Origin of the sequence: Pseudomonas sp. XWY-1, from assembly GCF_002953115.1 — a bacterium.
GTDB lineage: Bacteria > Pseudomonadota > Gammaproteobacteria > Pseudomonadales > Pseudomonadaceae > Aquipseudomonas > Aquipseudomonas alloputida.
This window is the reverse complement of record NZ_CP026332.1, coordinates 941,441-955,729: the sequence shown is the minus strand read 5'-3', so window position 1 is coordinate 955,729 and position 14,289 is coordinate 941,441. Positions and strand designations below refer to the sequence as shown.

The following is a 14,289-nucleotide window of genomic DNA, read 5'->3' as shown; positions in this document are numbered from 1 at the left end:
GGGCGGCGTGTCCTACGCCGCGGCTTGAAGCCCGCCAAGGCTTCAAGCATAGCTTCAGCGGATGGTCAGTGCCTCGAGCTTGCCGCTGTTGCCGAAGACATAGATGGTGTCGCCGACCACAAGTGGGCGGGCGCGCAGGCCATCGCTGTCGATACGCTCACGGCCGACGAAGCGGCCATCCACCTGGCTCAGCAGGTGCAGGTAACCTTCAAAGTCACCCACAGCCACGTAGCTGCTGAACACTTCAGGGGCGGTCAACTGGCGGCGAGCCATGCTGTCGTTGCTCCACAGGGCACTGGAAGAGCGCTCATCCACACCTTCCACGGTACCCGAGGCTTCGCTGACGTAGACGTTACCGAAGCCCTGAGCGACACCCACATAGCTGGAAGCATCGCGCTGCCACAGCTCGCGGCCGCTTTCCAGGTCCAGGCCCGCTACACGGCCCTGGTAGGTGCTGACGTACAGGGTACCACCAGACAGCAACAAGCCGCCGTCGATATCAACCACACGGTCCAGCTCGGAACGGCCCTTCGGGATGGCCACGCGGCTTTCCCACACCGGCACACCGTTGTTGATGTCAACCGCGACCACTTTGCCGGTGGACAGGCCGGCAACCGCCAGGCGGTTGGTGGCGATCGGCGCACCGGTACCACGCAGCGTCAGCACGGCCGGGGAGTTTTCGTAGATCCAACGGCGGTCGCCAGTGGCGGCATCCAGGCCGATCAGGCGGTCGTCCTGGGTCTGCACCACCACCACGTCACCGTTGTTGGCAGGTGGGGCCAGCACTTCGCTGGTCACGCGCGAGCGCCAACGCTCCTCACCGGTGCTGGAGTCCAGGGCAATGACTTCACCCTTGAGGGTACCGAGCATGACCAGGCCATAGCCTACGCCAACTGCACCGGAAACCTGCAGCTCCAGGTCCTTCTTCCACACCACGTCGCCGGTGATGCGGTCGAGGGCGAAGACTTCGCCGTTGACGTCGGAAGCGTAGATACGGTCGTTCTCGATGGCCGGTACCAGGGTGTTGTAGGTTTCACCCTGGCCGTCACCGATCGAACGGCTCCACTGCTTCTTCAGCACCACTTCCTCGGTGAACTTGGTCAGCTCGGCCGGGGGCAGTTCCTTCTTGCTGTTGCTGCTGCAACCTGCGGCCAGTACGGCCAGGGTCAGCACTGCTGCATGTTTCCAACCGATCACTTACGCGTCCCCTTTAGCCAGGTCATCCAGCTTCAATTGCAGGCCACCGACCGCCGCGTCATCGGACAGCGCAGCCTTGGCTTTTTCGTAAGCGCTGTGCGCGTCGTTGGTGCGACCCAGCTGCACCAGCAGGTCACCCTTCAACTCTTCACGGCTGGCCAGGAAGGCTTTGTCGGCGTCGCCGTCGAGCAGCTTGAGGGCATCCTCGGCCTTGTTCTGGGCTGCCAGTACGCGCGCCAGACGCTGACGCGAAATCTCGCCCAGGGTGACGTCGGCCGGATTGTCCAACACGCTTTTCAGCTCGGCTGCGGCGTCATCGAGCTTGCCGCTGTCGACCGCGACCTTGGCCACGAACAGGCTGCCGTACTGGGCGTAAGCGGTGCCGCCAAACTCGCTCTTGAGCTTGCCGGCCAGTTCCGCGACCTTGGTGGCGTCCGGCTGGCCGGTCGGTGTCAGGCTGGTTTCAATCAACGCCTGATACAACTGCGAGGCACCTTGCGACTGGTTGTTCTGGTACTTGTGCCAGGTATTCCAGCCCAACACCACCACGCCAGCCAGCAATGCACCGGTCAGCAGCGGCTTGCCGTTGCGGCTCCACCAGTCCTTGACGCCTGCCAGGTCATCATCATCGGTACTCGACACCCCAATACTCCTTTTCGCCTATTCGCTTGTTGAACCGCGTTACGCTTGCGCGATCGCGGTTTCCAGGTGCTCTGCAAGAGCATCCCAGGCAATGTTCTGTTGTTCACCCTGGCCACGCAGGGGCTTCAAGCCGATTTCTTGCTTGGCCAGCTCGTCGTCGCCGAGGATCAGGGCGAACAGTGCACCGCTCTTGTCGGCTTTCTTGAACTGGCTCTTGAAGCTGCCACCACCGGCGTTGACTGCCAGGCGCAGGCCCGGCAAGCGGTCGCGCAGGCCTTCGGACAGGCGCAGGCCAGCCAGCTCCGCCTGTTCGCCAAAGGCGCACAGGTAAACGTCGATCTGGCGGCTGATGGACTCCGGCACCTTGCCCAAGGTTTCCAACAGCAGGATCAGGCGCTCGATGCCCATGGCGAAACCAACGCCAGTGGTCGGCTTGCCACCCATCTGTTCGACCAGGCCGTCGTAACGGCCACCCGCGCACACCGTGCCCTGGGCGCCGAGCTTGTCGGTTACCCACTCGAACACGGTCTTGCTGTAATAGTCCAGGCCACGTACCAGCTTGGTGTTGATCACGAACGGAATACCGGCAGCGTCCAGGCGGGCCTTGAGGCCCTCGAAGTGCACGCGCGATTCTTCGTCCAGGTAGTCTTCCAGCTTCGGCGCTCCGACCAGCACCGCCTGGGTGTTCTGGTCCTTGCTGTCGAGGATGCGCAGCGGGTTGCTCTTCAGGCGGCGCTGGCTGTCTTCGTCCAGTTGCTCCAGGCGCGCCGAGAGGAACTCGACCAGCGCGTCACGGTAGCGTGCGCGGGCTTCACTGGTGCCCAGGCTGTTGAGCTCCAGCTTGACCGCGTCCTGGATGCCCAGCAGGCCCCACAGGCGCCAGGTCAGCATGATCAGCTCGGCATCGATGTCCGGGCCGTCCAGGTTGAACACTTCCACGCCAATCTGGTGGAACTGGCGGTAGCGGCCCTTCTGTGGGCGCTCGTGGCGGAACATCTGGCCGATGTACCACAGCTTCTGCACCTGACCGTTGCCGGTGATGCCGTGCTCGAGCACCGCTCGCACGCAGGCCGCAGTGCCTTCAGGGCGCAGGGTCAGCGAATCACCGTTGCGGTCCTCGAAGGTGTACATCTCTTTTTCGACGATGTCGGTCACTTCACCGATCGAGCGTTTGAACAGCTCGGTGAACTCGACGATCGGCGTGCGGATCTGGCTGTACCCGTAGGTGTCCAGCAGCCCGGCCACGGTGCCTTCGAAGTAGCGCCACAGCGGCGACTGTTCTGGCAGGATGTCGTTCATGCCACGGATGGCTTGCAGCGATTTGCTCACGAAAAGTCCTTACGAATTCTGTGTGTCAGCCACGAGCGATCAACGCCGCGTCGGCCTCGGCCTTTTCGGCCGCTTTCTGGCGGATGAGTTTTTCAAGCTCATCGACCAGGTTGTCATTGGTCAGCTTCTGCGCCGGCTTGCCGTCGATGTAGATCAGGTTCGGCGTACCGCCGGTCAGGCCTACATGGGCTTCCTTGGCTTCACCCGGGCCGTTGACCACGCAACCGATCACCGCCACATCCAGCGGCACCAGCAGGTCTTCCAGACGCCCTTCCAGCTCGTTCATGGTCTTGACCACATCGAAATTCTGCCGCGAGCAGCTTGGGCAGGCGATGAAGTTGATGCCACGCGAGCGCAGATGCAGCGACTTGAGGATGTCGTAGCCGACTTTCACTTCTTCGACCGGGTCGGCCGCCAGCGAGATGCGGATGGTATCGCCAATACCTTCGGCCAGCAGCATACCGAGGCCGACGGCGGACTTCACGGTGCCCGAACGCAGGCCACCGGCTTCAGTGATGCCCAGGTGCAGCGGTTGCACGATCTGCTTGGCCAGCAGACGGTAGGCTTCGACAGCCATGAACACGTCCGAGGCCTTGACGCTGACCTTGAAGTCCTGGAAATCCAGGCGATCGAGATGCTCGACGTGGCGCAGGGCCGACTCGACCAGCGCGGCCGGGGTCGGTTCGCCGTACTTCTTCTGCAGGTCTTTTTCCAGCGAACCGGCGTTGACCCCGATACGAATCGGAATGCCGCGGTCGCGGGCAGCATCGACCACCGCGCGCACGCGGTCTTCACGGCCGATGTTGCCCGGGTTGATCCGCAGGCAATCAACGCCCAGTTCGGCAACACGCAGGGCGATCTTGTAGTCGAAATGGATGTCGGCGACCAGCGGCACGCTGACCCGTTGCTTGATCTTGCCAAACGCTTCGGCCGCGTCCATGTCCGGCACCGAGACCCGCACGATGTCCACGCCGGCATCGACCAGACGCTGGATTTGCGCCACGGTGGCAGCGACATCGTTGGTGTCGGTGTTGGTCATGCTCTGCACCGCGATGGGCGCATCACCACCCACCGGCACATTGCCAACCCAGATTTTGCGGGATTCGCGACGTTTGATCGGAGATTCGCCGTGCATGACTTACTGTCCCAACTTCAGGCGAGCGGTCTCGCCACTGGTGAACGGGGCAACATCGACGGCCTGGCCGTTGTAGCTGACCTGGGCGCCCCGGGCAAAGCCCAGGCGTACCGCGAATGGCGGCTTGCCGGTCAGCTCGAGGTTGTCCCCCTTGCGCTTGATGGCGCTGAACAGCACCTTGCCGTTGCCGTCGCTGACCTGGGTCCAGCAATCGGCGGTGAACTGGATGGCGACCTTGGCGCTGCCTGCTGGCACCGCGGCAGGCTCGACGGCCGCCACGGCCGGTGCAGGTGCAGGTGCAGGTGCCGGCGCAGCAGTGGCCTGTACCGGAGGAGTAACCGGTGCAGGCGAAGCAGCAGGTGCGGGTTGCACAGGCGCTTGTTGTGCTGGCGCAGGCGCTGTGGCAATGACTGCCTCAGAGCTTACCGGCGCCTGTTCAGCGGCAGCATGCTGCTCGGCAGCGCCCTGCTCCAGCGCCAGCGGCGCGCTTTCAGGTTGCTGCCCAGCGGAAACGGCCTGGTCTTCAGGCTCATCGAGCGGGTGAATCTGTGTGGTGCCGTCGGCGCTTTCGACCTCGACGTGCTCCAGGGCAATCTTCGCCAGTTCCTTGCCCCGCAGGCTGCCCTGGTCCTGCCACCAGAAAAAGCCACCACCGACCACAGCCACCAGCAACAGCAGGCTGACGCCGCGCAGGATGTTGTGCGACAACCGCACAGGCTCTTCGATACGGCCCAGCGAATGCACGTCGCTGCCTTTGGCGTGGGTACCGGTGTAGCGGTCGAAGGCATCTACCAGGGCGGCTTGGTCGAGGTCCATCAGCTTGGCGTAGGCGCGAATGTAGCCACGAGCGAAAGTATGCCCGGGCAGCTTGTCGAAGGCGCCGGTTTCCACGTGGTTCAACGAACTGACAGTGAGGTTGAGCTTGCGGGCCACCTCGGCTTGAGACCAGTCCCGTTTCTCACGGGCCAGGCGCAAAAGCTCACCGGGGTTCTGGCCAGGCGCTACTGCTACTTCGGGATGCGCGGCGTTCATCGTTGCTCCGACAGGTATTGCTGATATTCCGGCGTACCGGGATAAAGTCGTTGTAATTGCTGGCCCAATTCGGCCAGTGTGCCCTGCTCGTCGAACACCCTGGCAAGGCGGCTGCCCAGCAGCAGGCTACGGGCGTCGTGGTCGCTCAACTGGCTGAAACGATCGTAGTAGTCCCGAGCCGGCACATAATGCCTGTTTTCGTAGGACAACTCAGCCATTTCCAGCAACGCTTTTGGTTGCCGCTGGTTGAGTTGTAACGCTTTCAACAGATACGCGTGCGCCTGATCGCGGCGTTCGAGCTTCAGGGCGGTCAGGCCCAGATTCTCGTACACGCGTGAGCGCTCAGGATACAGGGTATCGGCACTGGCCAGGCGAAACATCTGCTTGGCCTCGGCAAATCGCCCCTGAGCATAAAGGAAACTGCCGTAATTGTTGCGAATTCGCGTGTCACCGCGGCTTATCTGCAAGGCCTTGCGAAAATGTGCTTCGGCCAACGCCGGCTCGCCTTGGGCTTGAAACACTACCGCCAGGGCGGCGTGCGCGTCGACATCCTGGTCATCCAGCGCCAGGGCCTTTCCCAGCGGCGCCTTGGCCTGTTCGGTCAAACCTTGTTGCAAATAACCCAAGCCAAGCTGCACATAAGCCCGCCCTGCCTCCACCCTGCCCTGGCGGCTGGCCAAGGGGTCGCTCGCGCCGCCCGACACGCAGCCGGCCAGCAGCGAAAGCGCAAGGATCGACAGCGCGGCACGCAGGCTCATGGGCAAGGTACCTGTCAGTGGCTGGCGGCGCTGTCTGGCAGTTCGACGTCCGCAGAAAGCTGGCGAACAGCGATGTAGCGCTCACTGCGGCGAGTACGGTCATTGACCTGGCCGACCAGCTGGCCACAGGCAGCGTCGATGTCGTCGCCGCGCGTGGTACGGGTGGTGACGTTGAAGCCACCGTGGTGCAGCAGGTCCTGGAAGCGACGAATGGCGTTGTTGCTCGGTCGCTCGTAGCCCGAATGCGGGAACGGGTTGAACGGGATCAGGTTGATCTTGCAGGGTACATCGCGCAACAGTTCGATCATCTGCGCGGCATGCTCGGGCTGGTCGTTGACGTCCTTGAGCAGGGTGTACTCGACGGTGAGCACGCGCTTGCCGCCCAAGGTGGACATGTAGCCCATGCACGATTCCAGCAGCATCTTCAGCGGGTACTTCTTGTTGATCGGTACCAGCTTGTTGCGCAGTTCGTCGTTCGGCGCATGCAGCGACAGGGCCAGCGACACGTCGATGTGCTTGGCGAGTTCGTCGATCATCGGCACCACGCCCGAGGTGGACAAGGTGACACGGCGCTTGGAAATGCCATAGCCAAGGTCATCCATCATGATTTTCATGGCGGCAATGACGTTGTCGAAGTTCAGCAAGGGCTCGCCCATGCCCATCATGACCACGTTGGTAATCGCGCGGTCGACTTTGGCAGGAACGGTCCCGAAGGATTTGTTGGCAAGCCACACCTGGCCGATCACTTCGGCGGCAGTGAGGTTGCTGTTGAAGCCTTGCTTGCCGGTGGAGCAGAAGCTGCAGTCCAGGGCACAGCCGGCTTGCGACGATACGCACAGGGTGCCGCGGTCGTCGGTTGGAATATAGACGGTCTCGACGCAGCTGCCGGAGGCAACGCGGATCACCCATTTACGGGTGCCGTCGGCGGAAATGTCTTCACTGACCACTTCCGGTGGGCGAATTTCGGCAACGGCCTCGAGCTTTTCGCGCAAGACCTTGCCTACGTTGGTCATGGCCGCAAAGTCGGACACGCCAAAATGGTGAATCCATTTCATCACCTGGCCGGCACGGAAGCGCTTCTCCCCAATAGAGTCGAAGAATTGTTCCATTTCCGGCTGGGTCAGACCCAACAGGTTGATTTTGCCAGTAGATGTCGTCATGGATTCACCCTCACCCGTAAGCTTTCGCTTAGCGAGTGGTTACCTCGGTAGCAGCGAAGAAGTAAGCGATTTCGCGAGCAGCAGCAGCTTCGGAGTCCGAACCGTGAACGGCGTTGGCGTCGATCGACTCGGCGAAGTCAGCGCGGATGGTGCCGGCAGCAGCTTCTTTAGGGTTGGTAGCACCCATCAGCTCACGGTTCTTGGCGATGGCGTTCTCGCCTTCCAGAACCTGGACAACGACCGGACCGGAAGTCATGAAGGCAACCAGGTCACCGAAGAAGCCGCGCTCGCTGTGCTCAGCGTAGAAGCCTTCGGCTTCGGCTTTGGACAGTTGCTTCATTTTCGAGGCAACGATTTTCAGGCCGGCTTCTTCGAAGCGAGTGGTGATCTTGCCGATGACGTTTTTGGCAACAGCGTCAGGCTTGATGATGGAGAAAGTACGTTGAACAGCCATGGAAAACTCCAGAATATGAGTGTTACGAAAAATTAAACCCGCGAATTATACGCGGGTTCCGGGGGATTGCCTAACCTGCAAGTGACGCTTAGTCGGCTTCGTCGATCCAGGCGGCCTGGATTGCCTCGAGCACTTTCTCACCGCCGCGTGACGGATCGTCGCTGAACTCTGGCAATGCCAGCACCCAGCGGTGCAGGTCCACGAAATTCACATAACGAGGATCGACCTCAGGCTTGCTTTCTGCAAGCTGGATTGCGATCTCAAGTACATCAACCCATTTCAGACTCATGTACAGGCCCTCAGTGCGGTGCTTCGGCAGCATGGTTGAGCGAATACTTGGGGATCTCGATGGTCAGGTCTTCGTCAGCGACGAAAACCTGGCAACCCAGGCGCGATTGCGCTTCCAGGCCCCAGGCTTTGTCCAGCATGTCTTCTTCCAGCTCGTCAGCCTCTTCGAGCGAATCGAAGCCCTTGCGCACGATGCAGTGGCAAGTGGTACAGGCCTTGACGCCGCCGCAGGCGCTTTCCATCTCGATGTGATGGTCGTGGGCCAGCTCCAGGATGTTGGTCCCGGGCTTGACCTCCACGGTCAGCCCCTCGGGGCAGAACTTCTCATGCGGCAGGAATGTCACCAGCGGCATCGATTACTCCTCGATCTCATTCAGGTTGCGCCCGGCCAGTGCGGCTTTGACCGTCGAATCAAGGCGACGGGCGGCAAATGCATCGGTCACCTGCGACAGACGCTTGGTCTGTTGCTCGATGGCTGCGCCATCGGTGCCGGCCAGCAAATCACGTAGTTCTTGCATCTGGAATTCAATGGCGTCGCGCTCGTCACTGCTGAGCAGGCGATCGCCGTCGGCGTCCAGGGCGCCCTGTACCGCCTCGAGCAGCCGCTCGCCATCTACCTGATGCTCTCGCAGCTGGCGGGCGTGCTTGTCGGAACCGGCGTGTTCGAAGGAGTCCTTGAGCATGCGGGCGATTTCGCCGTCGGTCAGGCCGTAGGACGGCTTGACCTGAATGCTGGCTTCCACGCCCGAACCCAGCTCGCGGGCAGCGACGCTGAGCAGGCCATCGGCATCCACCTGAAAGGTAACGCGGATTTTCGCAGCGCCGGCAACCATGGCCGGAATGCCGCGCAGCTCGAAACGGGCCAGCGAACGGCAGTCACTGATCAGCTCGCGCTCGCCCTGCAGGACGTGGATCATCATGGCCGACTGGCCGTCTTTGTACGTGGTGAATTCCTGAGCGCGCGCCACCGGAATGGTGGTGTTACGCGGGATCACCTTCTCCATCAGCCCGCCCATGGTCTCAAGACCAAGCGACAGCGGGATGACATCGAGCAGCAGCAGCTCGCCACCTTCGCGGCGGTTGCCGGCCAGGGTGTCGGCCTGGATGGCGGCACCAATGGCCACCACTTGGTCTGGGTCGATCGAGGTCAGCGGGGTGCGCCCGAACAGCGCACCCACGGCCTCACGCACACGCGGCACGCGGGTAGAACCACCGACCATGACTACGGCGCTGACTTCTTCCAGCTCAACGCCACTGTCGCGCACGGCGCGGCGGCAGGCCTTCAGGCTGCGGGCAACCAGTGGTTCGATCATGGCTTCGAAGGCGCTGCGGGTCAGCTCACCGTGCCAGGCACCGTGGCTGACGTTGACCACGTCAGCGTCGGTCAGGGCTTCCTTGGCGGCGCAGGCGGTTTGCAGCAGCGCGCGCTGGGTAGCCGGGTCGAGGTCAGACGACAAACCCGCCTGTTCGATGATCCAGCCGGCAATAGTGTGATCGAAGTCATCACCCCCAAGGGCGGTATCACCACCGGTGGCCAGCACTTCGAATACGCCAGCGGTCAGACGCAGGATGGAAATATCGAAAGTACCGCCGCCCAGATCATAGATGGCCACCACGCCTTCGGCGTTCTGGTCCAGGCCGTAGGCTACGGCGGCCGCAGTCGGCTCGTTGAGCAGGCGCAGCACGTTCAGGCCGGCCAGACGGGCAGCGTCTTTGGTGGCCTGACGCTGGGCGTCATCGAAATAGGCCGGCACGGTGATCACCGCGCCTACCAGCTCGCCACCCAAGGTGGCTTCGGCCCGTTCGCGCAACACCTTCAGGATGTCGGCAGACACTTCCACAGGGCTTTTCGGCCCCTGCACGGTGTCGATGAACGGCATGTGCGACTCACCACCCACAAAGCGGTATGGCAGTTGCTCGCCCAGCTGCTTGACGTCGGCCAGGCCGCGCCCCATCAGGCGCTTGACCGACAGCACGGTGTTCAACGGGTCGCTGGAGGCAGCATCACGCGCGGCCTGCCCCACTTCGTTGCGCCCTTCGAGGTAGCGCACCGCGGACGGCAGAATGACGTTACCCTGCGCGTCGGGCAGGGGCTCGCTACGGCCGCTGCGCAGTGCAGCGACCATTGAGTTGGTGGTACCCAGGTCGATTCCAACCGCCAGGCGGCGCTGGTGCGGCTGAGGGCTTTGACCGGGTTCGGCAATCTGCAGTAGGGCCATGCTTATCTGAATACCTTAGGTGCCATCACGGGCAGCACCGGGGTTAATCGTCGAGGCGCTCTTCCAGTTGGCGCACTTCTTGGGCGAGCTTGTCGAGGAACTGCATGCGGCGCATCAGGCGTTCAGCCTTGTCGCGCTCGCCCGGGGCATCCCAGCAGCCGGCAAAGTCCTCATTCAACGTGTCCTGGGCGGCCTTCAGGCGCTTCTTGAACACGCCGACACCGTCAAGGTCGGCTTCATCCTGCAGTTCTTCGAGCTCTTCACGCCACTGCATCTGCTGCAGCAGGAAGTCAGGGTCGTGGACCGTGACCTCCTGGGGCACTTCGTGGCCACTGATGGCCAGCAGGTAGCGCGCGCGACGCGGCGCACTGCGCAGCGTCTGGTAAGCGTCGTTGAGGGCCGCGGATTTTTCCAGCGCTATACGCTGCTCACGCTCGGAGGCGTCGGCAAAGCGATCAGGATGGACTTCGCGGGCCAGCTCGCGATAGCGAGTGGCCAGCTTGTCGAGATCCAGACGGAAGCTTGGCTGGAGGTCAAACAATGCGTAATGACAAGGAGTACCCACAGCCAGCCTCAAACGTTGAAGCTTTCGCCGCAGCCACACTCACCGCGCACGTTGGGATTGTTGAACTTGAAGCCTTCGTTCAACCCTTCCTTGACGAAATCCAGTTCGGTGCCATCGAGGTAGACCAGGCTCTTGGGATCGATGATCACCTTGACGCCATGGTTTTCGAACACCTGGTCTTCGTCCGCCAGTTCGTCGACGAATTCCAGCACGTAGGCCAGACCCGAGCAACCGGTAGTGCGCACGCCCAGGCGAATGCCCTCACCTTTGCCGCGCCCGTCGAGGGAGCGGCGAATGTGGTTGGCGGCGGCTTCTGTCATGCTGATAGCCATCAGAACTCCTTACCTTGCAACAGGCGACTTAGATCAAGCCTTTCTTCTGCTTGTAGTCGCGTACGGCTGCCTTGATGGCATCTTCGGCGAGTACCGAGCAGTGGATCTTGACCGGCGGCAACGCCAGCTCTTCGGCCAGTTGGGTATTCTTGATGGTTTCGGCCTCATCCAGGGTCTTGCCCTTCATCCACTCGGTGGCGAGGGAGCTGGACGCGATGGCCGAACCGCAGCCGTAGGTCTTGAACTTGGCGTCTTCGATAACGCCCTGCTCGTTGACCTTGATCTGCAGACGCATCACGTCACCGCAGGCCGGGGCGCCGACCATGCCGGTGCCGACATCCGGGTCTTCGGCATTCATCTTGCCGACGTTGCGCGGGTTTTCGTAGTGGTCGATGACCTTTTCACTGTATGCCATGGTGCAATTCCTTCCTCATCAGGGAGCCGCTCTTGCCGGCGACTGCTTAGTGGGCGGCCCACTCGATCTTGGAGATGTCAACGCCGTCTTTGTACATATCCCACAGCGGCGACAGCTCACGCAGTTTATTGACGGCCTCGCAGACTTTCTGCGCGGCGTAGTCGACTTCTTCTTCGGTGGTGAAACGGCCGAAGGAGAAGCGGATCGAGCTGTGCGCCAGCTCGTCGTTGCGGCCCAGAGCACGCAGTACGTAGGACGGCTCGAGCGACGCGGAGGTACAGGCCGAACCGGACGATACGGCGATGTCTTTCAGCGACATCAGCAGCGATTCGCCTTCGACGTAGTTGAAGCTCAGGTTCAGGTTGTGCGGTACACGCGCAGTCTGGCTGCCATTGACGTACAGCTCTTCAAGGTTTGAGACCTGCTTGAAGAAGCGGTCGCTCAGGGCCTTGATGCGTGCGTTTTCTGCAACCATTTCCTGTTTGGCAATGGCGAAGGCTTCGCCCATGCCGACGATCTGGTGGGTCGGCAGGGTGCCCGAACGCATGCCGCGCTCATGACCGCCGCCGTGAATGATGGCTTCAAGACGTACACGCGGCTTGCGACTGACGTACAGCGCGCCGATGCCTTTCGGGCCATAGACCTTGTGCGCCGAGAACGACATCAGGTCGACTTTCAGCTTTTGCAGGTCGATTTCGACCTTGCCGGCCGACTGGGCGGCGTCGACATGGAACAGTACGCCGCGCGAACGGGTCAGTTCACCGATGGCGGCAATGTCGTTGATCGAGCCGACTTCGTTGTTCACATGCATCAGCGAGACCAGGATGGTGTCGTCGCGCAGCACCGCTTCTACCATGGCCGGGGTGACGATGCCGTCTTCGCCTGGCTCCAGGTAAGTGACTTCAAAACCTTCGCGTTCCAGCTGGCGAGCGGTATCCAGGACCGCCTTGTGCTCGATCTTGGAGGTAATGATGTGCTTGCCCTTGGTCTGATAGAAGTGCGCGACACCTTTGAGCGCGAGGTTGTCGGACTCGGTGGCACCGCTGGTCCAGACGATTTCGCGCGGATCGGCGTTGATCAGCTCGGCAACCTGACGACGACCGTTCTCCACCGCTTCCTCGGCCTTCCAGCCAAAGACGTGGGAGCGCGAGGCCGGGTTACCGAAGTTCCCGTCGACCAGCAGGCAGTCGGCCATCTTCTGGGCCACGCGTGGGTCGACCGGAGTGGTCGCAGAGTAATCAAGGTAGATCGGCAACTTCATTTGTCTCTCCTATCAGGCGGTGGCGTCGCTCGTCGTCCCAGGGGGTCAATCGACGGCAGACGTCTCAATCTTGTCCAGCTGGGCGGTTCGTCCTGCGACACGGCGCAGGTCCTGGCGCTGGGCGACTTCCTGCACATCACGGCGCTTGACGAGGTCGGCCAGGCTTATGCCGCTGAGGAATTCATGGATCTGCTGGCTGAGGTCGCACCACAGGTGGTGGGTCAGGCAGGTATCACCGGCATGGCAGTCACCGAGCCCCTGGCAGCGGGTGGCGTCGACCGATTCGTTGACCGCGTCGATAACCTGGGCCACCTGGATGGTTTCCATGCCCCGCGACAGCTGGTAGCCACCGCCTGGACCGCGCACACTGGAAACCAGGCTGCTGCGGCGCAGCTTGGCGAACAGCTGCTCCAGATAAGAGAGGGAAATGCCCTGGCGCTCGGAAATATCGGCCAAAGACACCGGCCCATGCTTCGCGTGCAACGCCAGGTCGAGCATGGCGGTCACGGCGTATCGGCCTTTGGTAGTCAGTCGCATGGCTATTGGGTACCACGGGAGTTTCAGGATGTGTGCGAGTATGCGATTCCCGAGCATTTAAGTCAACTATTAGACCTACTGCTTTAGTCGGGATTGCATCTGGGAGGCGGGCGCGATTGTAGCAGACGAGGGGCGTGAGCACACGCCCCGCATGCCACCATGACTTCAGTGCGGCGCGATCAATGCGGCTGAGTGTCGCGCTGGGCCACCTGGGCAGCCTCGCTGAAGTCGTCCTCCGGCAAGGCCGGCAGTTCCTTGGCACAATAGTCACTGCCCATCTTGGTCAGCGCGCCACACATACCCTCCAACCGTTCGTCGACGGCCTGCAGGTGATCGAGCATCTGGCCGATGGCCCGCGCCACCGGGTCGGGCATGTCGCCACTGACACCATAGGCGTCGAAGCCGATCTTCTCGGCCATTGCCTTACGCTTGGCTTCAACTTCAGCGTCCTCGCTCTTGACGATGATCCGCCCCGGAATGCCTACCGCCGTGGCCCCGGCCGGCACCGCCTTGGTGACCACCGCATTGGAACCGATCTTGGCGCCGGCGCCGACCGTGAAAGGCCCCAGCACCTTGGCACCCGCCCCTACCACCACGCCGTTCTCCAAGGTGGGGTGGCGCTTGCCCTTGTTCCAGCTGGTGCCACCGAGCGTCACCCCCTGGTACAGGGTGACGTCATCGCCGATCTCGGCGGTTTCGCCAATGACGATGCCCATACCGTGGTCGATGAAAAAGCGCCGGCCAATGGTGGCGCCAGGGTGGATTTCGATACCGGTCAGCCAGCGACCGAAGTTCGACACCAGCCGGGCCAGCCATTTGAAATCACGCCTCCACAGGGCATTGCCCAGGCGGTGCAGCCAGATGGCATGCATGCCGGGGTAGCAGGTGAGCACCTCGAAGGCATTGCGTGCAGCCGGGTCACGGTGGAATACGCTTTGAATATCTTCACGCAGGCGTTCGAACAT

Annotated in this window: 17 protein-coding genes; all 17 read right to left on the bottom strand. The window is 62.0% G+C overall.

Translation table 11 applies throughout. The annotated features are described in order from the left end of the window. Positions 1–54 precede the first annotated feature (54 nt). A complete protein-coding gene (gene bamB / locus PRJ_RS04550) occupies positions 55–1,197 on the bottom strand; it encodes an outer membrane protein assembly factor BamB (protein WP_003248513.1) in 1,143 nt (380 codons plus the stop codon). Continuing rightward, on the bottom strand, positions 1,198–1,839 hold the full coding sequence (locus tag PRJ_RS04545) for a tetratricopeptide repeat protein (protein ID WP_104960822.1): 642 nt from the start codon (positions 1,837–1,839) through the stop codon (positions 1,198–1,200). A 39-nt stretch (positions 1,840–1,878) separates the two neighbouring features. Next, the gene (gene hisS / locus PRJ_RS04540; RefSeq protein WP_003248516.1) at positions 1,879–3,168 is read right to left on the bottom strand and encodes a histidine--tRNA ligase; all 1,290 of its coding nucleotides are present in this window, start codon (positions 3,166–3,168) and stop codon (positions 1,879–1,881) included. 25 nt (positions 3,169–3,193) lie between these two features. Then, positions 3,194–4,303 (bottom strand): flavodoxin-dependent (E)-4-hydroxy-3-methylbut-2-enyl-diphosphate synthase, encoded by a 1,110-nt coding sequence (gene ispG / locus PRJ_RS04535; RefSeq protein WP_010952070.1) that lies wholly within the window; start codon positions 4,301–4,303, stop codon positions 3,194–3,196. A gap of 3 nt (positions 4,304–4,306) precedes the next feature. After that, on the bottom strand, positions 4,307–5,335 hold the full coding sequence (locus tag PRJ_RS04530) for a RodZ domain-containing protein (protein ID WP_104960821.1): 1,029 nt from the start codon (positions 5,333–5,335) through the stop codon (positions 4,307–4,309). Continuing rightward, positions 5,332–6,093, bottom strand: coding sequence for a type IV pilus biogenesis/stability protein PilW (pilW, locus tag PRJ_RS04525; RefSeq protein WP_020193002.1), 762 nt, complete (start codon positions 6,091–6,093; stop codon positions 5,332–5,334). The genes PRJ_RS04530 and pilW overlap by 4 nt, the downstream gene beginning before the upstream one ends. Positions 6,094–6,107: 14 nt before the next feature. After that, complete coding sequence (rlmN, locus tag PRJ_RS04520) at positions 6,108–7,253, bottom strand: 23S rRNA (adenine(2503)-C(2))-methyltransferase RlmN (RefSeq protein WP_003248524.1); 1,146 nt, start codon at positions 7,251–7,253, stop codon at positions 6,108–6,110. Between the two features lie 28 nt (positions 7,254–7,281). Next, positions 7,282–7,707, bottom strand: a complete 426-nt coding sequence (ndk, locus tag PRJ_RS04515; RefSeq protein WP_003248526.1) for a nucleoside-diphosphate kinase — start codon at positions 7,705–7,707, stop codon at positions 7,282–7,284. An 88-nt stretch (positions 7,708–7,795) separates the two neighbouring features. Further along, the gene (gene iscX / locus PRJ_RS04510) at positions 7,796–7,996 is read right to left on the bottom strand and encodes a Fe-S cluster assembly protein IscX (RefSeq protein ID WP_003248529.1); all 201 of its coding nucleotides are present in this window, start codon (positions 7,994–7,996) and stop codon (positions 7,796–7,798) included. A gap of 10 nt (positions 7,997–8,006) precedes the next feature. After that, a complete protein-coding gene (fdx, locus tag PRJ_RS04505; protein WP_003248531.1) occupies positions 8,007–8,348 on the bottom strand; it encodes an ISC system 2Fe-2S type ferredoxin in 342 nt (113 codons plus the stop codon). Positions 8,349–8,351: 3 nt separating this feature from the next. Next, positions 8,352–10,214 (bottom strand): Fe-S protein assembly chaperone HscA, encoded by a 1,863-nt coding sequence (gene hscA / locus PRJ_RS04500; protein WP_104960820.1) that lies wholly within the window; start codon positions 10,212–10,214, stop codon positions 8,352–8,354. Positions 10,215–10,257: 43 nt separating this feature from the next. Then, complete coding sequence (gene hscB / locus PRJ_RS04495) at positions 10,258–10,779, bottom strand: co-chaperone HscB (RefSeq protein WP_010952065.1); 522 nt, start codon at positions 10,777–10,779, stop codon at positions 10,258–10,260. An 8-nt stretch (positions 10,780–10,787) separates the two neighbouring features. After that, positions 10,788–11,111 carry an iron-sulfur cluster assembly protein IscA gene (iscA, locus tag PRJ_RS04490; protein WP_003248536.1) on the bottom strand — a complete coding sequence of 108 codons (324 nt, stop codon included), beginning with the start codon at positions 11,109–11,111 and terminating at the stop codon, positions 10,788–10,790. A 28-nt stretch (positions 11,112–11,139) separates the two neighbouring features. Further along, complete coding sequence (gene iscU / locus PRJ_RS04485; RefSeq protein WP_003248539.1) at positions 11,140–11,526, bottom strand: Fe-S cluster assembly scaffold IscU; 387 nt, start codon at positions 11,524–11,526, stop codon at positions 11,140–11,142. 46 nt (positions 11,527–11,572) lie between these two features. Beyond that, the gene (locus tag PRJ_RS04480; protein ID WP_003248541.1) at positions 11,573–12,787 is read right to left on the bottom strand and encodes an IscS subfamily cysteine desulfurase; all 1,215 of its coding nucleotides are present in this window, start codon (positions 12,785–12,787) and stop codon (positions 11,573–11,575) included. A gap of 45 nt (positions 12,788–12,832) precedes the next feature. After that, positions 12,833–13,324: a Fe-S cluster assembly transcriptional regulator IscR gene (gene iscR, locus PRJ_RS04475; protein ID WP_003248542.1), complete on the bottom strand. Its 492-nt coding sequence runs from the start codon at positions 13,322–13,324 to the stop codon at positions 12,833–12,835. 179 nt (positions 13,325–13,503) lie between these two features. Beyond that, positions 13,504–14,289, bottom strand: coding sequence for a serine O-acetyltransferase (cysE, locus tag PRJ_RS04470; RefSeq protein WP_104960819.1), 786 nt, complete (start codon positions 14,287–14,289; stop codon positions 13,504–13,506).